Source organism: Microbacterium sp. CGR2, from assembly GCF_003626735.1.
In the GTDB taxonomy this organism is placed as follows: Bacteria; Actinomycetota; Actinomycetes; order Actinomycetales; family Microbacteriaceae; genus Microbacterium.
Genome location: NZ_RBHX01000001.1, coordinates 852,909 through 878,326 on the forward strand (window position 1 = coordinate 852,909; position 25,418 = coordinate 878,326).

General features: G+C 67.4%; 26 protein-coding genes. 18 read left to right on the top strand and 8 right to left on the bottom strand.

Going from position 1 to position 25,418, the window contains the following annotated elements; translation table 11 throughout:
- Window positions 1–66 precede the first annotated feature (66 nt).
- The 4 genes from D7252_RS04395 to D7252_RS04410 all read right to left on the bottom strand — a co-directional run bounded on the left by D7252_RS04395 (window position 67) and on the right by D7252_RS04410 (window position 3,360).
- A complete protein-coding gene (locus D7252_RS04395; RefSeq protein WP_120774279.1) occupies window positions 67–663 on the bottom strand; it encodes a ClpP family protease in 597 nt (198 codons plus the stop codon).
- Window positions 660–1,274 carry a ClpP family protease gene (locus tag D7252_RS04400; RefSeq protein ID WP_120774280.1) on the bottom strand — a complete coding sequence of 205 codons (615 nt, stop codon included), beginning with the start codon at window positions 1,272–1,274 and terminating at the stop codon, window positions 660–662. Before D7252_RS04400 ends, D7252_RS04395 begins: the two co-directional genes overlap by 4 nt.
- A gap of 78 nt (window positions 1,275–1,352) precedes the next feature.
- Complete coding sequence (locus tag D7252_RS04405) at window positions 1,353–1,751, bottom strand: hypothetical protein (protein WP_120774281.1); 399 nt, start codon at window positions 1,749–1,751, stop codon at window positions 1,353–1,355.
- A 127-nt stretch (window positions 1,752–1,878) separates the two neighbouring features.
- The gene (locus D7252_RS04410) at window positions 1,879–3,360 is read right to left on the bottom strand and encodes an MATE family efflux transporter (RefSeq protein WP_120774282.1); all 1,482 of its coding nucleotides are present in this window, start codon (window positions 3,358–3,360) and stop codon (window positions 1,879–1,881) included.
- A 294-nt stretch (window positions 3,361–3,654) separates the two neighbouring features.
- Between D7252_RS04410 and chvE the strand changes: the two genes are divergently transcribed.
- The 16 genes from chvE (at window position 3,655) to D7252_RS04490 (ending at window position 21,811) form a co-directional block, all read left to right on the top strand.
- Window positions 3,655–4,809: a multiple monosaccharide ABC transporter substrate-binding protein gene (chvE, locus tag D7252_RS04415; RefSeq protein WP_120776796.1), complete on the top strand. Its 1,155-nt coding sequence runs from the start codon at window positions 3,655–3,657 to the stop codon at window positions 4,807–4,809.
- Between the two features lie 67 nt (window positions 4,810–4,876).
- Window positions 4,877–6,418: a multiple monosaccharide ABC transporter ATP-binding protein gene (mmsA, locus tag D7252_RS04420; RefSeq protein WP_120774283.1), complete on the top strand. Its 1,542-nt coding sequence runs from the start codon at window positions 4,877–4,879 to the stop codon at window positions 6,416–6,418.
- Entirely contained in the window at window positions 6,415–7,593 is a 1,179-nt protein-coding gene (gene mmsB, locus D7252_RS04425; RefSeq protein ID WP_120774284.1) for a multiple monosaccharide ABC transporter permease, read from the top strand. The genes mmsA and mmsB overlap by 4 nt, the downstream gene beginning before the upstream one ends.
- A gap of 37 nt (window positions 7,594–7,630) precedes the next feature.
- Window positions 7,631–8,809 carry an ROK family transcriptional regulator gene (locus tag D7252_RS04430; RefSeq protein ID WP_120774285.1) on the top strand — a complete coding sequence of 393 codons (1,179 nt, stop codon included), beginning with the start codon at window positions 7,631–7,633 and terminating at the stop codon, window positions 8,807–8,809.
- Window positions 8,806–9,597 (top strand): ATP-binding cassette domain-containing protein, encoded by a 792-nt coding sequence (locus D7252_RS04435; RefSeq protein WP_374225759.1) that lies wholly within the window; start codon window positions 8,806–8,808, stop codon window positions 9,595–9,597. Before D7252_RS04430 ends, D7252_RS04435 begins: the two co-directional genes overlap by 4 nt.
- Window positions 9,598–9,932: 335 nt before the next feature.
- Window positions 9,933–10,847: a DnaJ domain-containing protein gene (locus D7252_RS04440; RefSeq protein ID WP_120774286.1), complete on the top strand. Its 915-nt coding sequence runs from the start codon at window positions 9,933–9,935 to the stop codon at window positions 10,845–10,847.
- A gap of 138 nt (window positions 10,848–10,985) precedes the next feature.
- The gene (locus D7252_RS04445; RefSeq protein WP_120774287.1) at window positions 10,986–11,990 is read left to right on the top strand and encodes a LacI family DNA-binding transcriptional regulator; all 1,005 of its coding nucleotides are present in this window, start codon (window positions 10,986–10,988) and stop codon (window positions 11,988–11,990) included.
- 23 nt (window positions 11,991–12,013) lie between these two features.
- Window positions 12,014–13,285: an extracellular solute-binding protein gene (locus D7252_RS04450; RefSeq protein WP_120774288.1), complete on the top strand. Its 1,272-nt coding sequence runs from the start codon at window positions 12,014–12,016 to the stop codon at window positions 13,283–13,285.
- Between the two features lie 4 nt (window positions 13,286–13,289).
- Window positions 13,290–14,186: a carbohydrate ABC transporter permease gene (locus D7252_RS04455; RefSeq protein ID WP_120776798.1), complete on the top strand. Its 897-nt coding sequence runs from the start codon at window positions 13,290–13,292 to the stop codon at window positions 14,184–14,186.
- A complete protein-coding gene (locus D7252_RS04460; protein ID WP_120774289.1) occupies window positions 14,183–15,025 on the top strand; it encodes a carbohydrate ABC transporter permease in 843 nt (280 codons plus the stop codon). The genes D7252_RS04455 and D7252_RS04460 overlap by 4 nt, the downstream gene beginning before the upstream one ends.
- 15 nt (window positions 15,026–15,040) lie before the next feature.
- Window positions 15,041–16,057, top strand: coding sequence for a glycoside hydrolase family 130 protein (locus tag D7252_RS04465; protein ID WP_120774290.1), 1,017 nt, complete (start codon window positions 15,041–15,043; stop codon window positions 16,055–16,057).
- Between the two features lie 4 nt (window positions 16,058–16,061).
- Window positions 16,062–18,098 carry a hypothetical protein gene (locus D7252_RS04470; RefSeq protein ID WP_120774291.1) on the top strand — a complete coding sequence of 679 codons (2,037 nt, stop codon included), beginning with the start codon at window positions 16,062–16,064 and terminating at the stop codon, window positions 18,096–18,098.
- Window positions 18,099–18,176: 78 nt separating this feature from the next.
- Entirely contained in the window at window positions 18,177–18,833 is a 657-nt protein-coding gene (locus D7252_RS04475; protein WP_259461043.1) for a histidine phosphatase family protein, read from the top strand.
- Window positions 18,834–18,914: 81 nt separating this feature from the next.
- On the top strand, window positions 18,915–19,337 hold the full coding sequence (locus tag D7252_RS04480; RefSeq protein WP_120774292.1) for a Fur family transcriptional regulator: 423 nt from the start codon (window positions 18,915–18,917) through the stop codon (window positions 19,335–19,337).
- Between the two features lie 66 nt (window positions 19,338–19,403).
- Window positions 19,404–20,855: a catalase gene (locus tag D7252_RS04485; protein WP_120774293.1), complete on the top strand. Its 1,452-nt coding sequence runs from the start codon at window positions 19,404–19,406 to the stop codon at window positions 20,853–20,855.
- Window positions 20,856–21,010: 155 nt separating this feature from the next.
- On the top strand, window positions 21,011–21,811 hold the full coding sequence (locus D7252_RS04490; protein WP_120774294.1) for an alpha/beta fold hydrolase: 801 nt from the start codon (window positions 21,011–21,013) through the stop codon (window positions 21,809–21,811).
- A 56-nt stretch (window positions 21,812–21,867) separates the two neighbouring features.
- On the opposite strand, the gene msrA is transcribed toward D7252_RS04490, so the two are convergent.
- Together msrA and msrB are read right to left on the bottom strand one after the other, a co-directional pair.
- Complete coding sequence (gene msrA / locus D7252_RS04495; protein WP_120774295.1) at window positions 21,868–22,410, bottom strand: peptide-methionine (S)-S-oxide reductase MsrA; 543 nt, start codon at window positions 22,408–22,410, stop codon at window positions 21,868–21,870.
- The gene (gene msrB / locus D7252_RS04500) at window positions 22,407–22,898 is read right to left on the bottom strand and encodes a peptide-methionine (R)-S-oxide reductase MsrB (RefSeq protein WP_120774296.1); all 492 of its coding nucleotides are present in this window, start codon (window positions 22,896–22,898) and stop codon (window positions 22,407–22,409) included. Before msrB ends, msrA begins: the two co-directional genes overlap by 4 nt.
- A gap of 153 nt (window positions 22,899–23,051) precedes the next feature.
- On the opposite strand from msrB, the gene D7252_RS04505 reads away from it, so the two are divergent.
- Window positions 23,052–23,969, top strand: a complete 918-nt coding sequence (locus D7252_RS04505) for a DUF808 domain-containing protein (protein WP_120774297.1) — start codon at window positions 23,052–23,054, stop codon at window positions 23,967–23,969.
- Between the two features lie 84 nt (window positions 23,970–24,053).
- On the opposite strand, the gene D7252_RS04510 is transcribed toward D7252_RS04505, so the two are convergent.
- Together D7252_RS04510 and D7252_RS04515 are read right to left on the bottom strand one after the other, a co-directional pair.
- Window positions 24,054–24,380: a type II toxin-antitoxin system PemK/MazF family toxin gene (locus D7252_RS04510; protein WP_120774298.1), complete on the bottom strand. Its 327-nt coding sequence runs from the start codon at window positions 24,378–24,380 to the stop codon at window positions 24,054–24,056.
- Window positions 24,377–24,583 (bottom strand): antitoxin MazE-like protein, encoded by a 207-nt coding sequence (locus D7252_RS04515; RefSeq protein ID WP_120774299.1) that lies wholly within the window; start codon window positions 24,581–24,583, stop codon window positions 24,377–24,379. Before D7252_RS04515 ends, D7252_RS04510 begins: the two co-directional genes overlap by 4 nt.
- 256 nt (window positions 24,584–24,839) lie before the next feature.
- Between D7252_RS04515 and D7252_RS04520 the strand changes: the two genes are divergently transcribed.
- The gene (locus tag D7252_RS04520; RefSeq protein ID WP_120774300.1) at window positions 24,840–25,367 is read left to right on the top strand and encodes a GNAT family N-acetyltransferase; all 528 of its coding nucleotides are present in this window, start codon (window positions 24,840–24,842) and stop codon (window positions 25,365–25,367) included.
- Window positions 25,368–25,418: the final 51 nt, after the last annotated feature.

A 25,418-nucleotide genomic window follows, 5' to 3' on the forward strand; every position in this document is an offset into this window, starting at 1 on the left:
CTCCCGCGTCAGCGGCGCTGCCGCGGAAGGATGGCGCTGTCGGCATCCGTGGGCGGCAGCACCCGCTCAGCCGGCGGAACGCTCCCCCAGCACCGTATCGACCAGCCCGTATGCCAGGGCGGCCGGTGCGGTGAAGACCCGATCCCGGTCGGTGTCGACGCGCAGCTCCTCGAGCGTGCGACCGCTGTGTCTGGCCAGGATCGCCTCCATGTCGGCACGCACACGCACGACCTCGTCGGCCGCGAGGATGAGGTCGGGGATGGCCCCACGCGATTGCCCGGCAGGTTGATGCAGCACGATCCGCGCGTGCGCCAGAGCTGACCGCTCGCCGGCAGCTCCCGCCGCGACGAGTAGCGCTGCGGGGCCGATCGCCTGGCCGACGCAGGTCGTCGCGATGCGCGGACGGATGTGCTGCATCGTGTCGTAGATCGCCAGCGCCGCACCGGGATCGCCGCCCTCGCTGTTGATGTAGAACTGAACACCGCTCTCCGGGCTGTCGGCGTCAAGGTGCAGCAGTTGCGCGATGAGCGCGTTGGCGACACCCGCATCGATCCCCGTGCCCAGATAGATGACGCGCTCGGCGAGCAGGTGCGAGTAGACGTCCATGATGCGTTCGCCACGCGGATGCTGCGCGATGACGTTGGGGATCGAGTAAGTGCTCATGCTCCCGCCCCCAGTCCGACGCGTGCGCGGCGCCGCGGCATGATCTCGGCCAGCGACTCGACGATCTCGTCGATGAAGCCGTACTCGAGCGCCTCCGCCGCCGTGTACCAGCGGTCGTGCAGCGAGTCGTCGAAGATGCGCCCGACTGGCTGGCCGGTGTCCTCGGCGATGAGGCCGAGGACGGTGTCACGCATGTGGCGGAGGTCGTCGGCCTGGGTCTCGATCTCGCCCGCCGAGCCGCCGATGCCGGCGGATCCCTGATGCATGAGGATGCGTGCGTGCGGCAGAGCACGGCGTTTCCCCGGGGTTCCGGCGGAGAGGAGGAACTGACCTGCACTGCAGGCGAGGCCGAGCGCCAGGGTGGATACGTCGTTCGGCACCAGTTTCATGATGTCGCGGATCGCGAGCATCGACGGCACCGAGCCGCCGGGCGAGTGGATCCACAGGGCGACATCGGCGGCCGGATCCTCCGCCGAGAGGGCGAGCAGCTGTGTCATCAGCAGCGTGCCGTTGTCGTCGTCGAGGGCGCCGTCGAGTACGAGGACGCGGTCATGGAACAGCGCCCGACGGGCCTCGGGACCGAAGTGCGGGATGGGGTTGTCTTCGCTCATGTCCCCAGCATCCGCTCGTCAGGGGCGGTGCGCGCCGGTATCTGCCCCCAGCGGATCAGCCCTGAGCAGAGCTGCGCCTCACGCCCTGGCTCCGGTCGCACTTTCGGCCGGGCGAAGGACAGGTCTGGCGGCAGAAGTCGCGACCGGAGCGCTGATCTTCGTAGCGGCCGAGGCACGCTCGGGCGAACGTCCGGCATTCGCCAGCACCACTCCCCGGACCACGCAGCCCACCACGAGCATGGCGACCAGAGCGAGGCAGGCGGCGAGCACGGGCACCCACTGGTTGGCGAAGGAAGCCGTGAAGCTCATGAGTGCGAACACGATCCACAGCCCCACGGCTCCTCCGCTGAGCCCTCCGGCGCCGCGGATGATCGCGATCCCCGCCACGACGGCGCAGACGGCTGCCAATCCGGCGCCGATGTACCCGATCGGCACCAACACCTCGGCAAGTTCATTGGCCAATCTGAAGCTCGTCATGGTCCCCCCTCTTCCACGGATCTCCCGCACCTTCCACACTAGGAAGGCATCGCCCGCAGCCCATCCGCCCCTGGTCCGATCCGCGTCATCCTTCAGAGGGATCTTTCGCCCGCTCCGGTCTACGCGCCTACCGGCGCCGGGTCAGGGAGAGGCGGCGCAAGCGCGACGCGCGGACCGTCGGGATCGGTCGCGTGATCACAGCGTCGACGACCATGGAGCCGTCAGTCGGGCCGACGATGGCCATGGTGGAGGTCGCAGTGGCCTCGGCGGGATCGACGAGCTGGCGTCCGAGCTCACGGTGAGCGCGGACATACGCGGGCACCAGCAACACGATGGCCCCGACCCACGCGAGCGGATTGCTGAGCGCGACGCCGTCGAAGCCGATCATGGCTCCGAGCACGACGGCGGCCCCCACGCGCATCACGAGCTCGACGACGCCGGTCAGGGTGGGGATGAACGTGTGGCCGAGTCCTTGGAGGGCGCCGCGCAGCACGAAGAGCATTCCGAGCGCCCAGTAGCCGAATCCGTTGATGATGAGCATCCGATGCGCGAGCTCGACGACCTCGTCCGACCCCTCCCCCACGAACAGACGCACCATCGGGGTGCCGAACGCGATCAGGAGTCCTCCGAGCACGACACCCGCGATGACCGACATCCAGACGGCCTCCACGACTCCACGACGGATGCGGTCGGGTCGACGACCGCCATGGTTCTGCGCCGCGTACATCGACACCGCGAGGCCCAGCGACGAAAGCAGTGCGACGGCGAGGCTGTCGACGCGCGCCCCGGTCGTGTATGCGGCGACGGCGTCGGCGCCGAGAGTGTTGAGCGCGACCTGGACCGTGAGCGTGCCGATGGCGATGATCGACGCCTGAAAGCCCATCGGGAGCCCGAGTCGCAGATGCTCGGCGATGTCGGCGCGGCTGATCCGCCAGTCGGCGCGACGCAGGTGCAGCATGGGGAGGCGGCGGCGAACGAACTCGAGGCACAGTGCCACCGAGACCGCCTGGGCCACGACGGTCGCGAGCGCGGCGCCGCCGACACCCCAGGCGAGCGGTCCGACCATGAGGATGACCAGGCCGACGTTGAGCGCGCAGGACACAGTGAGGAACACCAGCGGCGTTTTGGAGTCGCCGATCGCGCGGATGATCGCCGAGAGGTAGTTGAAGAACATCGTGGCGCCGGCGCCGAGGAAGCTGATCTGGGTGAAGACGGTGGCCTCGGCCATCAGCTCAGACGGCGTCCGCAGCAACTCGAGGATGGGTGCCGCGATGAGCGGTGCCACGACTGTCAGGATCACGCTGGTGATGCCGGTGAGGAGCACCCCGGTCGCGACCGACCGTCGCACTGCGGCGTCGTCCCGTCCGCCGAAGGCCTGCGCGATCGGGATGGCGAATCCGCTGGTCAGACCCCAGGCGAAGCCGAGCAGCAGGAACAGCAGGCTTCCGGTCGCACCGACAGCCGCGAGCGACTCGACGCCGAGGTGTCTGCCGACGACGATCGTGTCGACGAACTGATACAGCTGCTGGACGACGTTGCCGATGAGCAGCGGGATCGAGAAGGAGAGGATGACGCGCCACGGACGACCCGTGGTGAGGGAGGTGGCCATGAGAAAGGGGCTCGCAGAACTGGGGAATGAATCGGGGGAGGCCACCAGCTTATCGAATCGATTCGGTGAGCGGAATGGCGGGTTTCGGGCGCCTCCGATATGCCAGTATCTTCGAGACTCGAACATTCGAACCCCAATACTTGCGGTTTTCTCCGACTGTCACGAAGTGATCACGAACTATTGACTTCGGATCTCGAACTCAAGGAAAGTGTCTCCGAGCGGATCGGATGGACTCGTCCGGATTTCGCTCTGGCGTCAACAGCGACGCTGCCGTTCACAGCGAAGGAGCTCGGAATGAAGAAGAAGTATGCAATCGCCGCCCTCGGCCTTGCGGGAGCGCTCGTGCTCTCCGGCTGCGGAGGAGGCGGTGCGGGGTCGTCCGCCGGTGGCGGCGATGAAGCCGCGGCGGACAAGGGCGACATGCTCATCGGCGTCTCCATGCCGACCGAGACCTCTGAGCGCTGGATCGCCGACGGCAGCGCCGTCGAATCCGGACTCGAGGAAGCCGGATATCAGGTCGAGCTTCAGTACGCCGGCGATGACATCCCCACCCAGGGCCAGCAGATCGACCAGATGATCACCAAGGGCGCAGACCTCCTGATCATCGCCGCGATCGACGGCACGGCACTCTCGTCGCAGTTGGATGCCGCGGCCGCCGCGAACATCCCGGTCATCTCCTACGACCGACTCATCCGCGACAGCGAGCACGTCGACTTCTACGTCACCTTCGACAACTACAAGGTCGGCGTGCAGCAGGCGACCTCGCTCCTGGTCGGTCTCGGCGTCCTCGACGCCGAGGGCGAGGAGACCGGCGAGAAGGGCCCGTTCAACGTCGAGCTCTTCGCCGGATCGCTGGACGACAACAACGCGCACTTCTTCTGGGACGGCGCGATCGACACCCTCCAGCCGTTCATCGACGACGGCGTGCTCACCGTGCCGTCCGGGCAGACCGACATCGAGCAGGCGGCCATCCTGCGCTGGCAGCAGGAGACGGCTCAGAAGCGCATGGAGGACCTGCTCACGTCGACCTACGGCGGCGGCACCGAACTCCACGGCGTCCTCTCGCCGTACGACGGCCTCTCACGCGGCATCATCACCGCACTGCAGGGCACCGGAGGATTCGGCGCAGACATCGAGGCCGGCCTTCCCATCGTGACCGGCCAGGATGCCGAGATCGGCTCGGTCAGCCTGATCGACCAGGGCGTGCAGTTCGCATCGATCTTCAAGGACACGCGCAAGCTCGCCGAACAGTCGGTCGTCGCCGCAGAGGCGATGCTCGAGGGCGACGAGCCGGAAGCGAACGACACCGAGACGTACGACAACGGTGTGAAGGTCGTCCCGTCGTTCCTGCTGCAGTCCGACATCGTCTACAAGGACAACATCACGCCCCTCCTCGTCGACTCCGGGTACTGGACACAGGCCGAGGTCGACGCAGGCGTCGCCGAATAGTCCCTGACCGTGGGGCGCGCTGCCGGAAGGCGGCGCGCCCCACGCCTTGACCGGAAGGACACCGCTCATGACGACAGCCATCCTGGAGATGCGCAACATCGAGAAGAGCTTCCCGGGGGTGAAGGCTCTCCAAGGCGTCAACCTCGACGTACGGCCCGGCGAGATCCTCGCCATCTGCGGAGAGAACGGAGCGGGCAAGTCCACGCTCATGAAGGTGCTCTCGGGCGTCTACCCCCACGGCAGCTACGAGGGAGAGATCGTCTACGAGGGCGAGGAGGCGACCTTCGCGTCGATCAACGATTCCGAGCGGGTCGGAATCGTGATCATCCATCAGGAGCTGGCGCTGATCCCGCACCTGAGCGTCGCCGAGAACATCTTCCTCGGCAACGAGCGCCGCGGTCGCAGCGGCTTGATCGACTGGGATCGTGCGAACGCCGAAGCCTCCGGACTGCTCGCCCAGGTGGGACTCGACGAGGATCCCACCACACCGGTGTCTCAGCTCGGCGTGGGAAAGCAGCAGCTCATCGAGATCGCGAAGGCGCTGTCGAAGAACGTGCGGCTGCTGATCCTCGACGAACCCACGGCGGCCCTCAACGACACCGACTCGGCGCACCTGCTCGATCTGCTCCGACGCCTGCGCGACGGGGGGATGACGTCGATCATCATTTCGCACAAGCTCAACGAGATCGCTGCCATCGCCGACCGCACCACGGTGATCCGCGACGGCAACACGATCGTGACGCTCGACATGAACGACCCGGACTCGACGCAGGAGACGATCATCCGCGCCATGGTCGGTCGCGATCTCGCGAACCGCTACCCGGAGCGCACCCCGAACCTCGGCGAAGAGGTGCTCCGCATCGAGGACTGGACCGTGCACCACCCCACGCAGCCGGGGCGCGTGATGGTCGACAGCGCCTCCCTCACGGTCCGCGCCGGTGAGGTCGTCGGCATCGCCGGCCTCATGGGCGCCGGTCGCACGGAGCTCGCGATGAGCGTCTTCGGGCGCACTTACGGCCGGAACGCCAGCGGGAGAGTGTTCGTCCGCGGCAAGAAGGTCGACACGTCGACCACCAGCGCCGCCATCCGCGCCGGCATCGCCTATGCGACGGAGGACCGGAAGAAGTTCGGCCTCAATCTCATCGATGACATCCGCCACAACATCACCATGGCCTCGCTCCGGCTCATCAGCCCGGGCGGCTGGGTCGACTCCAACCGAGAACTGCAGGTCGCCGAGCAGTACCGCGCCGAGATGAACATCAAATCGCCCACGGTGCTCCAGATGGTCGGCAACCTGTCGGGCGGGAACCAGCAGAAGGTAGTGCTCAGCAAATGGATCCAGACCGGGCCCGACGTCCTGATCCTCGATGAGCCGACCCGCGGGATCGACGTGGGGGCGAAGTACGAGATCTACACCATCATCAATCGACTGGTCGCCGAGGGGAAGGGCGTCCTGGTCATCTCGTCCGAGCTGCCCGAACTCCTCGGCATCTGCGACCGCATCTACACACTGGCTTTCGGCAAGATCACCGGCGAAGTGCCGATCGCCCAGGCAACCCAGGAGAACCTCATGCATCTCATGACTGTCGAAAGGACGGCCGCACCATGACCGGCGTCAGCAACCTGTTGAGTCTCGCGACGCGGAATCTGCGTCAGAGCGGCATCCTCGTCGCGTTCGTCGCGATCGTCGCGTTCTTCGCGATCCTGAACCCGACGTTCCTGTCTCCCGGGAACATCACCAACATCATCCTGCAGTACTCCTACATCCTGATCCTCGCGATCGGCATGGTGATCATCATCATCGCCGGCCACATCGACCTCTCGGTCGGCTCGGTCGTCGCTCTCACCGGCGCGGTCGCCGCGGTGGTCGTGATCCGCGGTCAGTACCCGTGGTGGGTGGGTGTGATCGCGGCGATCGCGGTCGGCCTCCTCGTCGGAGCCTGGCAGGGCTTCTGGGTCGCCTTCGTCGGCATCCCGGCCTTCATCGTGACGCTCGCCGGGATGCTGCTCTTCCGCGGGCTCACGTTCCTCGTGCTGAACAACGTGTCGCTCTCGCCCTTCGGCGGAACCTACTACCAGATCGCCAACGGATTCCTCAACGGGTTCTTCGGCGGGTACGGCGTCGATGTCTTCACCCTCGTGATCTTCGCCATCGGTGTGGTGGGCTACGCCGTCTGGCAGGTGCGCACCCGTCGCTCGAAGATCGCGCACCAGCAGACGATCGAGGCCCTCCCCTGGTTCATCGTGAAGATCGCGCTCGTCGCGGCCGTCGTCATGTGGTTCGGCTACCAGCTGTCGATCAGCCGAGGGCTGCCGTTCGTCCTGATCATCCTGGCCGTGCTGATCATCACGTATTCGGTCATCACGCAGAAGAGCGTGTTCGGTCGCCATGTCTACGCGATCGGCGGCAACCTGCACGCCGCGCTGTTGAGCGGTGTCAACGTGCGCAAGGTCAACTTCTGGATCTTCGTCAACATGGGTCTGCTCGCCGGGGTCGCCGGAGTCGTCTTTTCGTCGCGGACCAACGGTGCGCAGCCCGGCGCGGGGAACATGTTCGAACTCGACGCGATCGCGGCCTGCTTCATCGGCGGGGCCGCGGTGACCGGTGGCGTCGGTCGAGTGGGCGGCGCGATCATCGGCGGACTCATCATGGCCGTCATGAGCAACGGGATGCAGTTGATGGGGCTCGACCAGGCGACGCAACAGGTCGTGAAGGGTCTCGTCCTGCTGATCGCCGTCGCCTTCGACGTCTGGAACAAGCGGAGAGCCGGGGCTGCACGCTGACCTCGGTCGTGACGAGTCGGCGCTGTAGGCTCCCGCTATGAGCAGATGGTCGGGCGGGTCCCAGTCGGGACTCCGCGAGGCCAACGCCGCGAAGATCGTCGACGCTGTCAAGCGCTTCGGCGGGCTCACGCAGGTCGAGCTCGCCGAAGCGACCAGCCTCTCGACCGCCACCGTCTCCGCGATCGTGAAGGAACTGTCGCTGACCGGCCTGATCGAGACGCATCCGACGTCGCGCAGTGGGCGGCGCGCGCAACTCGTCACCATCGCACGCCGCGCCGGGCTCGTCGCCGCCGTGCAGATCGGCAGCCGCAGCATGCGCGTGCGCCTCTCGGATGTCGGTCAGGACGTTCTGGCCGACCGCGCGATGCCGCTGCCCGTCGACCACGCCGAAGACACGGTTCTCGATCGGATCGCGCTTCTTCTGGTCGACATGCTCGCCATGATCGCGGCCGAGGCCGGCGACCTCATCGGGGTGTGCATCGCGATGCCGGCGCCCGTGGATCCGGCATCCGGTCTGGTCGCCTATCGCGGAGTGATGCGCCGGTGGGAGGACCAGCCCGTCGCCGAGGTCGTGGCGCAGCGCCTGGGGTGCACGGTGATCGTCGAGAAGGATGCGAACCTCGCCGCTCTCGCCGAGGCCACCCTCGGCACCGCCCGCGACGTCGCCGACAGCATGTTCGTGCAGGCGTCGCACACGACGAGCGCCGGCGTGATGCTCGGATCCCAGATGTATCGCGGGCGCTCCGGCACCGCCGGTGAGATCGGTCACGTGCAGGTCGACCCCGCCGGTTCCATCTGCGCCTGCGGTCAGCGCGGCTGCCTCGAGACTCGCGTCGGAGCGGAAGCCATCACGGCGCCGTTGCGTGCCACCTACGGACGCATCACCTTCCGCGACGTCATCGCGCAGGCGGCGGCGGGCGATCCCGGTTGTGCACGGGTGATCGCGGACGCCGCCACTCTGCTGGGCCGGGTCGTCGCCGGCGCCTGCCAATCGCTGGCACCGGAGGTCATCACGGTCGGCGGCGAACTGGTCGATGCCGGGCCCATCTTCCTGTTGCCGTTCGCCACCGCGGTCCGCGAGCACGCCCCCCACGGTCGCACTCCGCGCCGGGATCCGGTGCCGTCGTCGTTCGGGAAGGACGCGGTGCTCGTCGGCGCGACCATCCACATCCTGCAATCCACCGACCCGTCTCAACTCCTGGAGGAGCGGTCGTGAACGTCACCGCGTCGCAGGCCGAACCGCTGCTGACGATGCGCGGGGTGACGAAACGCTTCGGCGCGGTCGAGGCACTCATCGACGTCGACTTCACCGTCAACGCGCGAGAAGTGGTGGGACTCGTCGGCGACAACGCGGCGGGCAAGTCGACCCTCGCGAAGATCGTCGCCGGAGCGTTGGCGCCGACCGACGGCGAGATCCACATCGCCGGCGAGCGGGTCGAACTCTCTTCCCCCGCCGATGCATACCGCCACGGCGTCGCGACCGTCTTCCAGGACCTTGCGGTATGCGAGAACCTCGATGTGACCGCCAACGTCTTCCTCGGCCGCGAGCTCCGGACCGCCAAAGGCATGATGCGCGAGGGCGACATGGAGGCCGCGACTCGGCAGGCGCTCCACGACCTCGGCGCCAGCATCCCTTCGACTCGCGCACCGCTGTGGTCGCTCTCCGGTGGCCAGCGGCAGGCTGTCGCCATAGCCCGGACCCTCATCAGCCAGCCTCGGCTCGTCGTGCTCGATGAGCCGACCGCTTCGCTGAGCGTCGCGCAGACCGCCGATGTACTCACGCACATCGAGCACCTGCGCGACCTGGGACTCGGCGTGATCTTCATCAGCCACAACCTCGGCGACGTGCAGGCGGTCTCGGATCGGATCGAGGTGCTCAGACACGGGCGCAACAACGGCTCGTTCGTCGCGCAGGACACGGAGTACTCCGACCTGATCGCCGCGATCATCGGGGCGCCACGAGCGTCGCGTCCGCCGCGGGGGCCGGGCGACGGCCTGATCTGAGCCGAAGGGTGCGGCGGTCCGGTACGTAACGGCTGGCGCACGCGTACTTAACCCGAGCGCCAGGTGCTGAACCTGCGGCTGAAACGAGCCGTCAAGTACGGAGCCGACCGCGTATCGGTACTTAACCGCGCTCACTTCCCTAAAGTCGCTGCGGCGACCAACGAGGCTTCCGTGATCGCTCATCGACGAGCGATGACGGAGGTAGTGCTCGCCTTCTACCTCACAGAGGTGAGGTACTCGCGAGCCCTGGAGCACGCGTTGAGCCGAAGATAGGTAACGGGCGGGAGCACAGCATCCGCGGATATCCTGGGTGCCGCGGTCGCGGAAGGAGAGCGATGTTCGACAGTCCGCTCTCGGCTTCGGCCTACGAGATCCTTGAGGTCGACCCCGCGGTCGATGACGCCGCGCTGCGGCGCGCCTACCGTCTGCGGCTTCGGCAGACGCACCCCGACACCGGCGGCGATGCGGCAGTCTTCATCCAGGTCCAGCGCGCGTGGGAACTGGTCGGCACACCCGAGGGCCGCGCCGCCTACGACCGTCGCACGGGCGTGACCGCCGATTCTCAATGGAGCGGATGGCGTCCGCCGGCGGCTCGGGCCGACACTCGGCCCCGCGCTCGGTCGTACGGCCACCCTGGCGGGTGGCGGCGGGAGCGCTACCTCATGCTCATCCGCGAGTGGGCCGGCCGCGGCGTCGAGGTTCCCGACCCCTATGACCCGGCGCTCGTGCGCGCAGCGCCACGTGAACTGCGACGGATGCTGGCGGATGCTCTCGCCGAAGAGGCCACGGCCCGCACGGTCTCCGACCTCGGCATGGGCTTCACCGTCTGGCATGACGTGGTTGCAGGACCGGATGCCGACGACAAGCTCGACCACGTCGTGCTCGGTCCTTCCGGGCTCTACGGGGTGATGTCGGAGGACTTCGGCGGTGTCGTCGGCTTCCGCCGCGGCGAGATCACCGGTCCGAGTCTGGGCACCCGGGCTCCCGTGACGACGGCTCTCGCCCGGATGCGCGTCGTCGCCCGCGCAGCGAAGGTGCGGTTCGGCGGGGCGATCATCGTGCTCCCCGACGACGACCTCGCCCAGGCGGTCACGCCACTCGGCAGCATCCGAGGGGTCCCCGTCGTCGTGGTTCGACGCAGTGCTCTGTCACGGGTGCTTCGCACAGGTGTCCCGCGTGCGCGAGCCATCGGGGGCAACGAGCTCTTCGATGTCCGCACTCGCCTGCAGCAGACCGTCCGCTTCGTCTGACAGCGCGATTCGCAGAGGCGCTCGTCTGCGGCATCCGACTTCTGCCCGACCATTGACACGTTGCGCAAACCGGTTTACGCTCGCACAAACCGGTTCAACCGACGTCCTTGAGCCGACGCGAATCCACGAGGAGGTGGCATGAGCCGCACGACGATCGCCGATGTCGCCCGAGAAGCGGGTGTGACGAAGGCCACGGTTTCGCATGCGCTGAGCGGCAACCGACCCACCTCGGAGGAGACCAGAGCGAAAGTGCTGGCCGCCGCCGAGAAACTTCACTGGGTGCCGAGTCAGAGCGCCCGCGCACTCGCCACGAGCAAGGCCAACGCCGTCGCCGTCGTGCTCGCACGCGACCCATCGGTCATCGCGAACGACTCGTTCTTCCCGGCCTTCATCTCCGGCGTCGAGTCGGTGCTCGCCGAGACCGAGACGGCGCTGCTCCTTCAGGTCGTGTCGGGCCGCGACGCCGAAGAGCGCGCCTACCGCACACTCAGCAACGGCCGCGCCGACGGCGCACTGCTCCTCGACCTGCGATCCGACGACTGGCGCGTCCCTTTCCTCGACACGCTCGGCCTGCCCACCGTCCTGGTCGGAGCCTACGAGCAGCCCACGAGGTTCTCCTGCGTCCGCACGGACGACGCCGCCCCCGTCCGAGAGATCGTCGCCCACCTCCGCGCCGCCGGGCATGAGCGCATCGCCCACATCTCGGGCCCTCTCGACTACGTGCACTCGCGTGCTCGGGCGGATGCCTACACGACGGCGATCGGCAGCGACGAGCTGCTTCGCGAAGGCGATTTCACTGCCGCGAGCGGGCGCGACCTCACCGAGGAGCTGCTCGCCGTCCGCGACCGTCCCACCGCGATCCTCTACTCGAACGACACGATGGCCATCGCCGGCCTCTCCTACGCCCGCTCGCAGGGCCTTGTCATCCCCCGCGATCTCGCGATCTCAGGGTTCGACGACGATCACCTCTCGGCCCACCTCTCCCCCGCGCTGACCAGCGTCTCGTCCGACCCTGCCGCACGCGGGCGTGCGGCCGCCCGTCTGCTGCGGGAAGACATCCTCGGCACGCCTCCGCGGACCGAGGTCGTCGACTGCAATGTCGTGCACTTCCGAGAAAGCACTGCTCCCTCAGCATCCGCATAACCCAACGTGTCGAGGAGGACACCATGAAGAAGATCCGCGCAGCAGCACTCATCGGCGTCGTCGCCCTCGTCGCCACCGGATGCTCGTCGGGCGGGGGTGGCGGAGGCGACGAGGGCGCGGCCGAGGGCACCGGACCCATCGACGTCTGGCTCTCGAACAACGAGCAGGAGGTCGCCTGGGGCACCGCCGTCGTCGAAGCCTGGAACGCCGAGCACCCGGACGAGAAGGTGACGGCGCAGGAGATCCCCGCTGGTTCCTCTTCGGAGGAGGCCATCACCGCGGCGATCACCGCCGGCACCGCCCCGTGCCTGGTCTACAACGTCGCGCCCGCTGCCGTCTCCGGGTGGGTCAAGCAGGGCGGCCTCGTCGACCTCAGCTCGATCGAGGGCGGCAGCGACTACATCACCGAACGCGGCGGAGACGTCGACGCCTACGCGAGCGACAGCAGTTTCTACCAGCTGCCGTGGAAGTCGAATCCGGTCATGGTCATGTACAACAAGGCGCTCTTCGAAGCCGCCGGAATCGACCCGGAAGACCCGCAGATGAACACGCACGAGGCGTTCCTCGAAGGTTCGCGGGCGATCGTCGAGTCGGGCGTGCAGAGCGCGATCTGGCCCGCGCCGACGAGCGAGTTCTACCAGCCGTGGTTCGACTTCTACCCGCTGTATCTCGCCGAGACCGACGGAACGATGCTCGTCGAAGACGGTAAGACCACGGTCGATTCGGATGCCGGTCGCACGGTCGCCGAGTTCTGGGCGACGATCTACGAAGAGAAACTCGCCCCCAACGAGGCCGCCACCGACGACGCGATGTCAGCGGGGACGACAGCGATGCAGCTCGCAGGACCGTGGGCGATCCCGTCCTACGCCGAGACCGTCGATGTGGGCTTCATGCCTGTGCCGACGAGTGACGGCCGCGAGAACCCGATCACCTTCGCCGACTCCAAGAGCGTGTCGATGTTCACCGCGTGCGAGAACCAGGCGACCGCATGGGAGTTCCTGCAGTTCTCGACGAGCGTGGAGAACGACGGAGAGTTCCTCGAGCTCACCGGTCAGATGCCGATGCGCACGGACCTCACCGAGACCTACGCCGACTACTTCGAGTCGAATCCGAACTATGTGGCGTTCGCGGAGCAGGCCGAGGCGACCGCCGACGTCCCCAGCATCCCGAACTCCGTCGAGGCGTGGCAGGCCTTCCGCGACGAATACTCTCCTGCAGTGATCTTCGCCAAGAACTCGATCGACGACTTCCTGAAGAACGCGTCGTCGAAGATCGATGACCTCGTCGCCGAGTGACGTCATGACCGAGAACCGGCGGTTGCGCACCCGATGGCTGGGTGCGCAACCGATCGGCGGCCTGTTCGCGCTGCCGTACTTCGTGTTCGTGATCGCGATCTTCGCCTACCCGCTCGCGTTCGCGATCTACATCGCCTTTCACGACTACTTCTTCACCGCACCAGGCACCGAGGTCGAGCGTCCGTTCGTCGGTTTCGACAACTTCGTGGCGGTGCTCACGGATCCGCGCGTGCTGGGGTCGTTCCGCAACACGCTGGTCTTCCTCGTGATCAACGTGCCGCTGACGGCGGTGCTCTCGCTGATCCTCGCGGCGGCCCTCAACACCGGCATCCGCTGGGTGGCTGCGTATCGCGTCGCCTTCTACGTGCCGTACCTGACCGCCAGCGTCTCGCTGGTCGGCGTCTGGATGCTGCTGTTCTCCGGAAACGGCCTGATCAACACCATCCTCGGGCCACTCGCGCCCGATCCGTCGTGGCTCGTGAACAGCGGACTCGCGATGCCGATGATCGCTCTCTACGTCACCTGGAAGCAGCTCGGTTTCTACATCCTGCTCTACCTCGCCGCGCTGCAGAACGTGCCCAAGGAACTCTACGAATCGGCGGAGACCGACGGCGCCGGCGCGTTCAAGCGGTTCCTCCACGTGACGGTTCCCGGGGTGCGCAGCGCGACGACCCTGGTGCTGATCCTGTCGATCATCACGGGCGCGAATCTCTTCACGGAGCCGTACCTGCTGACCAACGGCGGCGGACCGGACGGCGCCTCCTCCACTCCCGTGCTGCTGATCTATCAACTGGGCATCCAGCAGCAGAACCCCGACACCGCAGCAGCCATCGGCATGATCCTCGTGGTCCTCGTCGGGATGCTGTCACTCGCGGCCAACCGTGCAACCAGGGAGCGATGATGAAGCGCCGACGTTCACTGCCCCGCATCCTCAGCATCGTCCTGCTCACGGTCGCGGCCATCGGGTTCGCGTTCCCGTTCTACTTCATGCTGATCGGCGCCTTCCAGGAGAGTCCGACGAACTCTCCCAGCGAGCTCTTCCCCACCAGCGGCTGGACCGTCGACAACTTCGTGGCGATCGACTCGCGCATCGACCTGGCCGGCTCGCTGTTGAACTCTCTCATCTTCACCGCGGGCGTGCTGCTGGGAACCGTGGTCTTCGGCCTGCTCGCCGGGTATGCGATCGCTCGTCTCGACTTCCGCGGACGCGGCACGGTCTGGGTGCTCATGCTGCTGGTGCAGATGGTGCCGTTCCAGCTGCTGATGATTCCGCTCTACGTGCAGATCACTCGCAGCTATGGTCTCGGCGACTCGTATCTCGGCATGATCCTGCCGTTCCTCATCAACACCACGGCGGTGTTCATCTTCGTGCAGTTCTTCAAGGCTCTGCCGGTGGAGATCTTCGAAGCGGCGCGCATCGACGGCGCCGGCGAGATCCGGCTGCTCACCTCGGTCGCGATCCCGCTCATCCGTCCGGTGCTGGTGACGGTCGTCCTCGTCACGTTCATCGGCCCGTGGAACGAGTTCCTCTGGCCGTTCCTCATCACGAAGGATGCGACGCTGCAGCCGCTCGCCGTCTCCCTCGCGAATTACATCTCGAACGTGGCGCAGTCCACGGCCAATCCGAATGGGGCGATCCTCGCCGGAGCCACGGCGCTCGCGTTCCCCGTCGTCATCCTGTTCATCGTCTTCCAACGCTTCTTCCGAGCCACCGACCTCGGCGCGGCCGTCAAAGGCTAGCCAGAAAGGGCATTCATGTTCACCGGAGCCTCCTTCCCTCTCGGTCCGTTCACCCCGTATGCGAACAACCCGATCATGCGACCGCGCGGCGACAGCTGGGAGTCAGCCAACCTCTACAACCCCGCCGCTCTCGTCGACGGCGACGAGGTCGTGCTGCTGTACCGGGCGCACGCCGACGACATCATCTCCCACATCGGCATCGCCCGGTCGCGCGACGGAGTGAACTTCACGAGAGAGGATGCGCCGATCCTGTCGCCGTCCGAGGACTACGAGCGATTCGGGTGCGAAGATCCGCGCATCGCACTCATCGACGGGACGTACTACCTCACCTACACCGGATGGGACCGGCGCAGCGCCCAGCTGTGCCTGGCGACCTCGACCGACCTGCGCACCTGGACGAAGCACGGCCCGCTCTTCGACGACTTCGACACGTTCAAGACCATGGACCCACGCGGGTTCAACTGGTCGAAGGCCGGCGTGATCGTGCCGCAGAAGATGCACGGCAAATGGTGGATGTACTTCGGGGAGGGCGCCATCTACTGGGCGACCAGCGACGACCTCATCCACTGGACTCCCGGCACGACGGACACCGAGCCGATGTACTCGCCGACACCGGGCACGTGGGACGAGGCGCTCGTCGAGATCGGCACATCGCCGGTTCTCGCCGACAACGGGTTGCTGGTGTTCCTCACCAACGGCGCCACCCGGACCGTGCACGACGACGGCTCCGTCGACGTCGACTACCGTTGCGGCCAGATCGCCATCGACCCGGACGAGCCGACGAAGGTGATCGCCCGTCTGCAGGAGCCGTGGCTGCGTCCGCAGACCTTCGAGGACATGAATGGGCTGGTGTCGAACGTGACTTTCGTGGAGGGACTCGTGAAGTTCCAACGCAAGTGGTTCGCCTACTACGGGCAGTCCGACACGACGCTGGCGGTCGCCATCTACGACCCGACCGAGCCGTGGGGTCGCGCGCTCCGGGATTCGGCGCCGGCCGGCAGCGGCGAGTCTTCCGGCAGCGGCGAGGAGTGACGTCATGGACGCTTCCCGTCGCGCATTCCTTGCCCTCGCGGCAGCGGCACCCGCGCTCGCTCTCCTCCCGGTCGACGCTGCGGTCGCGCAGACCGAGGCCTCGACTTCCACAGCCAGCCGTCCCGCTGAGGGAACGCATGGCGCGCGGCTGACGAACCTCAGCCACCTGCGATTCCTCCTCGCCGAGGTGCCCGTCGCGACGAGCGCGACACACACGACGTTCGGCATCGAGAGTCGTCCGACGGTGCTCGCGCCATGGACGTACGCCGACACCGACGGTGCGGGCGGGTACCGCCCGGTCGGAGGCGGCACACGCGACGCGGCGACCGGCCACTGGACCCAGGGCGCGTACAACGCCGACGACATCGCGCGCGCCGCCATCGTCTTCATCCGTGACTGGAAAGCGACCGGAGACGCGCAGAGCCGCGACGAGGCGAAGGACGTCCTGCGCTCACTCGCCTATCTGCAGACCACGAGCGGGCCGAACGCCGGGCGTGTGGTGCTGTGGCAGCAGGAGGACGGCACGCTCAATCCGAGTGCGATCCCGGTGGAGCTGCCGGACCCCTCGGACTCGGCCGAGTCGTACTGGCTCGCGCGCACTGTCTGGGCGTTCGGAGAAGGTCACGCGGCTTTCCGCCGCACCGATCCGGAGTTCGCCGCTTTCCTGCGCACGCGTCTGCATCTGTGCCTCGACGCGCTCGCGCGCGAGTCGCTTTCGCGCGCCGGCCAGTGGGTGATCAGCGATGGGCGGAACCTGCCTGCCTGGCTCATCGCCGGAGGAGCGGATGCCACGGCCGAGGCCATGCTCGGGCTCGCGGCCGCGACCGAAGCCGGCGACGCCCGGAGCAAGAAGGCGCTCCAGTCATACGGTGCGGCCGTGGCGGCGATGGCGACCGACCCGGCCGCAGGGTGGCCGTTCGGAGCGGTGCTGCCGTGGACGGGGTCGCTCGGATTCTGGCACGCGTGGGGCGCTGCAGCTCCGGAGGCGCTGGCTCGCGCGGGCGCGCTGCTCAGGCAGCGAGCCTGGTCCGCCGCCGCCGCCGCCGACTCCGGGCGGTTCACACCGCAGGTGCTCGCATCCGGTGGTCCGCACAATGCCTGGGCGCCGTTGCCGGCCGAAGCGCAGATCGCTTACGGCGCGCACGGACGGGTCGCCGGCGCGCTGCAGTCCGCCGCCAAGGGCGGTGAAGGCTTCCGCGCACTCGCGGGCCTGGCGGCCGGATGGTTCTTCGGCGCGAACACTGCCGGCATCCCGGTGTACGACCCCGCGACGGGCGTGACCTTCGACGGCGTCGAGACCGATGGGCGCGTGAACCGCAACTCCGGCGCCGAGTCGACGATCCACGGCCTCCTCACGATGCTGCTGCTCGACGCGAACCGTGACGTGGCGCAGATCGCGACGTCGATCACGGGGCTGACTTCGTTCTCCGGCCTTCGGGTCCTCGACGCGGAAAGCGCACGTCTGTCCCCCGGCTGCGTCGTCGAGCGACCGGACGGTGGGGCCTGGACGGGCGAAGGAAACCTCTCCGGCGGGTCGTATGTGCGGGTGCCGACCGGCGAGTCCGTCGAGTTCGACGTGACCGAGGCCGGCGGCATCCTGCACGGTCTCGTCTGGCGCCAGGCCGCGGATGCGGGCGAAGCAGTGTGGGAAGTCTTCCACGGGTCGCGGAAGCTGTGGAGCACGCGCACCGCGGCCGGGGCCACCGGCGATCGCGGGCTGACGGAGGCCGACGGAATGCTGGTGCCGCAGCTGCTGGGCGGCGATCTGCCCGACTCCGCGGTGACGGTGCGCTGCACCAGTCGCGGGGATGTGCGCCTCGATGCTCTGATCGTTCAGCCTCGAGTCGTGAACGCGGTGTACGCGACGAAGGCGGGCGCAGCAGTGCTCTACGCCAGCGGAGCGCGGCGCGATGAGCGCGTACCGGCTCTCGCCGCAGGGACGGGCCGGGCGTACGACGCGGATGGTCGGCAGCGGGGCCAGGCCGTTCAGGGCGGGAAGGTGCGAGTGCGTGGAGGCGGCTTCACGATCACCCGCGGGTGAGGTCAGTGGGCCGGGCCTGGTGGCTGAATCCTGCGACCGCCACTGACTCCTGCGGCCATCACGACTACGGTGTCGTTTGTGCGTGCAGACGATCAGACACCCGGCAGACAGATTCCCGACGCCCCGACGGGAAAGCTGATCCTCCTTCGCCACGGCGAGACGGAGTGGTCGAAGTCAGGACGGCACACCGGCCTGACCGACATCCCGCTCACCGCGCGCGGGGAGGAGCTGGCACGACGCGCGGGTGCCCTGGTCTCCGACTACGACTTCTCGCTCGTGCTGACCTCTCCGCTGCTGCGCGCTCAGCGGACGGCGGAACTCGCCGGGCTCCGCGCCGAGGTCGACCCGCATCTCGTCGAGTGGGACTACGGCGGGTACGAGGGCCGCACGACGAAGGACATCCGCGCCGAGCTCGGCTATGACTGGAGCACGTTCACGCACGGCGTGGTGCCGGGGCGCACGCCCGGGGAGACCGTGGAGGAGGTCGCCGCACGCGCGTCGCGTGTGCTCACCCGGGTGCTGCCGGCGATGGCCGAGGGCGATGTCGCCCTCGTCGCCCACGGACACTTCTTGCGGATCCTCACGGCCGTATACCTGCGTCAGGCACCACGGTTCGGGGCGCAGATCAGCTTGGATGCCGGATCGGTCTCGGTCCTCGGCTTCGCCCGCGAGCAACCGGCCATCCTGTCGTGGAACTACGGTCCGCAGCTGCCCTCGGCACCGGCGGAGTCCTGATCCGCACGGCTCATCCGCCTCGCGACACGCCCGCAGCATCCGTTCTTTTGAACAACTCAAAATAACGAGTAGGGTCGAAGCATGGAAACGGTACTCGACTCGGCACTTCGCGAAGCCGGATTGAAGGTCACCGCAGGACGGGTCGCCGTCCTCGAGGCGCTCGACTCCCTGCCGCACACCGACGCCGAGCGGATCTTCCACACCGTGTCCGACGGGCTGCCGACCACGTCGATCCAGTCGGTGCACAACATCCTGTCCGATCTGACCGCGGCGGGCCTCCTCCGCCGAATCGAACCGGCGGGTTCCGCAGCTCTCTACGAGCGCCGCATCGGCGACAACCACCACCACGTCGTGTGCACCTCATGCGGCGCCGTCGGCGACGTCGACTGCGTGACCGGAGAAGCACCATGCCTGACCCCGTCTTCCGCCGGGGGATTCACCGTCCAGACAGCCGAAGTCACCTTCTGGGGTCTCTGCCCCAGCTGCCAGAACGTCGCTCAGTAGTGCCATGAGTCCCTGCCCGCCCGGGTAGAGGTACTCGTCGCGCCTGCGCGCAGAAGGAGAAGTAAAATGACGAAACCGAACACCACCACCCAGACCGGCACCCCGGCACCGAGCGACGCGCATTCGCTCACCGTCGGCGCCGACGGCCCCACCGTCCTCCACGACCGCTACCTGGTCGAGAAGCTCGCCTCGTTCAACCGCGAGCGCGTGCCGGAGCGCAACCCGCACGCGAAGGGCGGCGGCGCCTTCGGCGAGTTCGTCGTCACGGAAGACGTCTCGGCATACACCCGCGCCGCAGCCTTCCAGCCTGGGGCCAAGAGCGAGACCCTGCTGCGATTCTCGTCGGTCGCCGGCGAACAGGGCTCCCCCGACACCTGGCGCGACGTGCGCGGCTTCGCGTTGCGCTTCTACACGACCGAGGGCAACCTCGACATCGTCGGCAACAACACCCCGACGTTCTTCCTGCGCGACGCCATGAAGTTCCCGGACTTCATCCACTCGCAGAAGCGCCTCGGCGACTCCGGCCTGCGCAACTCCGACATGCAGTGGGACTTCTGGACGCTGTCGCCGGAGACCGCCCACCAGGTCACCTACCTCATGGGCGACCGCGGGCTCCCCCGCAGCTGGCGCCACATGAACGGGTACGGCTCGCACACCTACCAGTGGGTCAACGCCGCGGGCGAGCGCTTCTGGGTGCAGTACCACTTCCTCTCCCACCAGGGCGTGGAGGCCATGGGCGCCGCCGAAGCCGAGCAGCTCGCCGGATCGGACGCCGACTTCTACCGTCGCGACCTGTTCGACGCGATCCGCCGCGGCGAGCACCCCTCCTGGGACGTCTACGTGCAGATCATGCCGTACGAGGAGGCCAAGGAGTACCGCTTCAACCCGTTCGACCTCACCAAGACCTGGTCGAAGAAGGATTACCCGCGCATCAAGGTCGGCACGTTCACGCTGAACCGCAACCCGGAGAACTTCTTCGCCGAGATCGAGCAGGCCGCGTTCTCCCCCGGCAACCAGGTTCCCGGCACGGGCATCTCGCCCGACAAGATGCTGATGGCCCGTGTCTTCGCGTACTCCGACGCGCAGCGCTACCGCATCGGCGCGAACTACAACCAGCTGCCGGTGAACCAGCCGCATGCGACCGAAGTGCGCAACTACATGCACGAGGGTCAGATGCAGTACAAGTTCAACCCGGCCGAGCACCGCGTGTACACGCCGAACTCCTTCGGCGCTGCCGGCGGACCTGAGGCCGATCCGGCCGCCGGCGTCGAGGCGAGCTGGGAGTCCGACGGCGAGCTGATGCGCACCGCGGCGACCCTGCACCTCGACGACGACGACTTCGGCCAGGCCGGAACGCTTTACCGCACCGTCTTCGACGACGAGCAGCGCGCCCGGTTCCTCGAGACCCTGACCGGTCAGGGTCGCTCGATCACGATCGACGAGATCCGCGAGCGCTTCTTCCAGTACTGGACGAACGTGGATGCTGCACTCGGAGAGTCGCTGCGCCGCACCGTCTGACCGCTGAAGTGAACCGAAGAGCGGATGCCGTGGTCAACGGCATCCGCTCTTCGCGTCGGGGGGGATCTGCCCTCGGGGGGCGGATGCGCGGTGGCAGCCCTCCGCAGCGCCGATCTCCTTCGCAACGCATCTGCAGACAGGGCCATGATGGAGGGGTGGCAGTCTCTCTCTCCGACCTGACCAGCATGCCGGAACCGCAGCAGGTGTACGCCCCCGACGGCACTCGCCTTGCGACCTACACCTGGGGTGAACTCGACGCTCCTGTCGTCGTCGCCGTGCACGGCTTCGCTTCGAACGCCCGCGACAACTGGGGGCTCACCGGCTGGGTGCGCGAGCTCACCCGTGCCGGGTACCGGGTGCTCGCCCTCGACCAGCGCGGCCATGGGCACAGCGCGAAGCCGCACGAGCCGGGCGGATATGGCATCCGCACGCTCGTCACCGACGTCGAGACCGTCATGGACACGTACCTCGTCGACGATGCCTTCTATCTCGGCTACTCGCTGGGCGCCCGCGTCGGCTGGGAAGTGGTGCGCGATCTTCCGCATCGCATCGGCCGCGCGGTGCTCGGCGGCGTGCCCGACGGCATCCCGCTCGCGAGGCTGAACCTCGATCAGGTGCGGGCGTACATCGCCGACGGCACGCCCGTCACCGACACGACCACGCAGAACTACATCACGCTGACCGAGCGGGTGCCGGGGAACGACCTGCAGGCCCTCGTCGCGCTGGCGGAGGGCATGCGGGCGTCGGGCACGATCGACCCGGATCCGGAGGATGCCCCCACCCGCCCGATCCTGTTCGCGACCGGCTCGAAGGACGGGATCATCGAAGGCTCACGCGCCCTTGCATCCGCCGCGGCGGACGGCCGCTTCTTCGAGATCCCGGGTCGGAACCACTTCAACGCCCCCGGCTCACGCGACTTCAAGGCCGCGGCGTTGGCGTTCCTCGCCGAGGCCTGACCCCGCCCGGGAGTCTGCGAAGAAACCGGGGCAGGGCCAGACCGCGCGTCCGTGCGTCAGACCGTGGCATCCTCCCGCTTGGGCAGCACCCATCCCGCGCGAGGGAAGTGGCAGGTGTAGCCGTTCGGGTAGCGGATCAGGTAGTCCTGATGCTCGGGCTCGGCCTCCCAGAACGGGCCCTCGGGCTCGATCGTGGTGACGGCCTTCGCGGGCCACAGACCCGACGCGTCGACGTCGGCGATCGTGTCGCGGGCGACGGTCTCCTGCTCAGGGGTGAGCGGGAAGATCGCCGAGCGGTAGCTCGAGCCGATGTCGTTGCCCTGACGGTTCAGCGTCGACGGGTCGTGGATCTGGAAGAAGAACGCCAGAATGTCGCGGTACGAGGTCTTCGACGGGTCGAAGACGATCTCGACGGCCTCCGCGTGACCGGGGTGATTGCGGTAGGTCGCGTGGTCGTTCGTGCCGCCGGCGTAGCCGACGCGAGTGCTGAGCACGCCGGGCTGACGACGGATCAGGTCTTCCATGCCCCAGAAACAGCCGCCGGCGAGGACGGCCGTCTCGGTGCCGGGGGTGCGGGTGATGGTTCCGGTGTCGGTCATGACAGCTCCTCAGAGGTGTTGGTGTGGGTGGTGTCTCCGGTGCTCGGGTCGAAGAGACGGCTGTAGCGACCGTACCCCTCTTCCTCGAGCCTGTCTGCCGGGATGAATCGGAGGGCGGCGGAGTTCATGCAGTACCGCAGTCCGCCTGCGTCGCGGGGCCCGTCATCGAAGACGTGCCCCAGGTGGCTGTCGGCGCGCGCCGAACGCGCCTCGGTGCGCTGCATCCACAGGGTCCGGTCGGTCTTGGTGGTGACGGCATCCGCCTCGATGGGCTTGGTGAAGCTCGGCCAACCGGTTCCGCTCTCGAACTTGTCGGTCGACGAGAACAGCGGCTCGCCCGAGACGACGTCCACGTAGATGCCGTCGTCGTGGTTGTCCCAGTACGCGTTCCGGAACGGTGGCTCCGTGCCGTCCTGCTGCGTGATCTTGTACTGGGTGGGGGTGAGGGCGTTGATCGCCTCGGCGGTCTTGCCGTGGTCGTTCGACATGATCTGACTCCTTGTCCGACGTCGCTGGCTGCGCCGTCATAGAGGAGAACGGATGCCGGTCCCGATTTGGTCCCGTGGGGCTGGGAGCGCGCTGTGAGTTTCCGGACTCGGTAGAGTTGCTCCGCACCGCACACCGCTCGAGGGGACCTGCACATGTCGGTTGGATTGCTTGCCGTCGTCGACGATATTCTGAGCGCCGCGATGAAGGCCTCGGCGAAAGCCGCAGGCGTCGTGATCGACGACGCCGCCGTGACCCCGCAGTACGTGCAGGGCATCACGCCAGCCCGTGAGCTTCCGGTCGTCGGGAAGATCGCCCTGGGCTCGCTCGCGAACAAGTTCCTCATCATCATCCCGGTGGCGCTGCTGCTGACCGCGTTCGCCCCGGGTGTGCTGCCCTACCTGCTGGTGCTCGGTGGCGCGTACCTCTGCTTCGAGGGCGCCGAGAAGGTGCTGGAGTGGTTCGGCATGCAGCACGGCCACGCCGACGAGAGCGTGCGCGATGAGAAGAAGCTCGTCTTCGGTGCGATACGCACCGACCTCATCCTGTCGACCGAGATCATGCTCATCTCGCTCGCCAGCCTCGAGAAGGGCCTCGACTTCTGGTCGACGCTGGCGATTCTCGCCGTCATCGCCCTGATGATGACGGGTGTCGTCTACGGCGCGGTCGCCCTGCTGGTCAAGATCGACGACATCGGGCTGAAGATGGCGAAGAACCCGGTGCAGCGCGTGCGGCACACCGGCACGCGAATCGTACGTTCGATGCCGGCGGTGTTCCGGTTCATCAGCATCCTCGGCACGGTGGCCATGCTCTGGGTCGGTGGCCACCTCGTGCTCGTGAACCTCGGCGAGGTCGGTGTGCACTTCGGTGCCGACATCCTGCACAGCATCGAGCACTTCCTCGAGCCGCTCGGCGGCGTCATCGTCTGGATCGGAGACACCCTGTTCTCGGCGATCGCAGGCCTCGTGTTCGGGCTGATCATCGTCGGCATCGTGCTCGGCATCGGACGGATGCTGGGCAAGAAGCCGAACTTCCACGAGGGCGAGGAGTCTCCCGCCGCCGTGCACGTCTGATGAGCTGACGTCTGACGCCCGCTTCGCTGGGGTCCGGCGGCGGACTGCGACGCTCGGAAGCCTCCTGTCGACCCCGGACGGTTGTCAGCGCGCCAGCCCGAGGAAAACCATCGACGAGCGCTCGATCTCGGCCAGCTCCGACGCCGTCAATCTGCCGACGCGAGCAGTCACGTTCTGTCGACGCACGATGGTCATCTTGTCCACCATCACGTCGCTGTCGCGCTCCAATCCGTTGATGTCTCCCTTCGGGATGCGGATGCGCAGGAGCGGCGCATCCACGAGTTTCGTCGTGAGCGGGAGGACCGTCACGGAATCGGTTCCGGAGAAGACATCGTCTTGAAGGATCAGCGCAGGGCGGGGTTTGGATGCGTATACGCCGCCTGCGACGGTCCAGAGTTCTCCTCGGATCACTCGTCGTCCCACGGAGCCGAGATCGACTCGACGTAGGTCTGCTCTTCGTGAGCCTGACGCCCCGCTGCCACCATCTCGCTCTGGCGCCGCGCCTCGGCTGCGAAAGAGGGAGTCCGCACGTCGGGTACCCATACCTGGACAGGTCGCAGCCCACGTTCGCGCATTCGACGCCGGTACTCGGCGACGCGGGTTCTCACGGTCATGCTCCAGAGTGTTACATGTAACAAATCGTGGGTCAAGGGACGAGCGCGATGATCACTCATCGGCGCCACGGGCGTCTCGATCGGGCATCTCACACGATCATGCCGCCGCAGACGCATTCAACCGACCGGGATCAATGCGGTCGCACGCGCGATGTGGAGAATCAGCCCGGTACCGTGGGCGTGCAGAGCATGTTCGGCGTCGGCATCCATAAGCCTCGGCGATGCGCGCGCCGCAGAAGAAGGAGACCATTCACCGATGACCCCCGTGCAGATCAGAGATGCAGAACCCGCCGACCTCCCGACGATCACTGAGATTCACAATCATGCCGTGGTGCACACCACCGCGATCTGGAACGAGGATGCCGTCGACGTCGACGACCGCGCTGCCTGGCTCGCCGACCGCACGGGCCGCGGGTACCCGGTCATCGTCGCGGCAGACGAGACGGGCGTGGTCGGCTATGCGTCCTATGCGCAGTGGCGCCCGCACAGCGGCTACCGGCACACGGTCGAGCATTCGGTGTACGTACGGGGCGACCAGCGCGGGCGCGGCATCGGCACGACAGTCATGACCGCGATCATCGAGCGCGCCCGCGCCTCCGGCATCCACGTCATGATCGGGGGCATCGAAAGCGCGAATACCGCCTCAATCGCACTGCACGAACGGCTGGGGTTCCGCGAAGTCGGACGGATGCCGCAGGTCGGAGCGAAGTTCGGACGATGGCTCGACCTCAGCATGCTCCAGCTCACGCTCGACGACCGGGCTGCACCGCCCGTGCTCCCCTGACGAGGCCCCCTGACCGCCACCTGCGAGGTACACCTGTCGGGAGTCCGCACG

Bases quoted from the DNA above. Each gene is read 5' to 3' on its own strand.
- D7252_RS04400 (WP_120774280.1), bottom strand. From the start codon at position 1,274: ATGAGCGAAGACAACCCCATCCCGCACTTCGGTCCCGAGGCCCGTCGG.
- D7252_RS04455 (WP_120776798.1), top strand. From the start codon at position 13,290: ATGACCGAGAACCGGCGGTTGCGCACCCGATGGCTGGGTGCGCAACCG.
- D7252_RS04460 (WP_120774289.1), top strand. From the start codon at position 14,183: ATGATGAAGCGCCGACGTTCACTGCCCCGCATCCTCAGCATCGTCCTG.
- D7252_RS04520 (WP_120774300.1), top strand. From the start codon at position 24,840: ATGACCCCCGTGCAGATCAGAGATGCAGAACCCGCCGACCTCCCGACG.
- D7252_RS04445 (WP_120774287.1), top strand. From the start codon at position 10,986: ATGAGCCGCACGACGATCGCCGATGTCGCCCGAGAAGCGGGTGTGACG.
- msrA (WP_120774295.1), bottom strand. From the start codon at position 22,410: ATGACCGACACCGGAACCATCACCCGCACCCCCGGCACCGAGACGGCC.
- D7252_RS04505 (WP_120774297.1), top strand. From the start codon at position 23,052: ATGTCGGTTGGATTGCTTGCCGTCGTCGACGATATTCTGAGCGCCGCG.
- mmsA (WP_120774283.1), top strand. From the start codon at position 4,877: ATGACGACAGCCATCCTGGAGATGCGCAACATCGAGAAGAGCTTCCCG.
- D7252_RS04405 (WP_120774281.1), bottom strand. From the start codon at position 1,751: ATGACGAGCTTCAGATTGGCCAATGAACTTGCCGAGGTGTTGGTGCCG.
- mmsB (WP_120774284.1), top strand. From the start codon at position 6,415: ATGACCGGCGTCAGCAACCTGTTGAGTCTCGCGACGCGGAATCTGCGT.
- D7252_RS04485 (WP_120774293.1), top strand. From the start codon at position 19,404: ATGACGAAACCGAACACCACCACCCAGACCGGCACCCCGGCACCGAGC.
- D7252_RS04430 (WP_120774285.1), top strand. From the start codon at position 7,631: ATGAGCAGATGGTCGGGCGGGTCCCAGTCGGGACTCCGCGAGGCCAAC.
- D7252_RS04410 (WP_120774282.1), bottom strand. From the start codon at position 3,360: ATGGCCACCTCCCTCACCACGGGTCGTCCGTGGCGCGTCATCCTCTCC.
- D7252_RS04465 (WP_120774290.1), top strand. From the start codon at position 15,041: ATGTTCACCGGAGCCTCCTTCCCTCTCGGTCCGTTCACCCCGTATGCG.
- D7252_RS04480 (WP_120774292.1), top strand. From the start codon at position 18,915: ATGGAAACGGTACTCGACTCGGCACTTCGCGAAGCCGGATTGAAGGTC.
- chvE (WP_120776796.1), top strand. From the start codon at position 3,655: ATGAAGAAGAAGTATGCAATCGCCGCCCTCGGCCTTGCGGGAGCGCTC.
- D7252_RS04515 (WP_120774299.1), bottom strand. From the start codon at position 24,583: ATGACCGTGAGAACCCGCGTCGCCGAGTACCGGCGTCGAATGCGCGAA.
- D7252_RS04440 (WP_120774286.1), top strand. From the start codon at position 9,933: ATGTTCGACAGTCCGCTCTCGGCTTCGGCCTACGAGATCCTTGAGGTC.
- D7252_RS04450 (WP_120774288.1), top strand. From the start codon at position 12,014: ATGAAGAAGATCCGCGCAGCAGCACTCATCGGCGTCGTCGCCCTCGTC.
- D7252_RS04470 (WP_120774291.1), top strand. From the start codon at position 16,062: ATGGACGCTTCCCGTCGCGCATTCCTTGCCCTCGCGGCAGCGGCACCC.
- msrB (WP_120774296.1), bottom strand. From the start codon at position 22,898: ATGTCGAACGACCACGGCAAGACCGCCGAGGCGATCAACGCCCTCACC.
- D7252_RS04395 (WP_120774279.1), bottom strand. From the start codon at position 663: ATGAGCACTTACTCGATCCCCAACGTCATCGCGCAGCATCCGCGTGGC.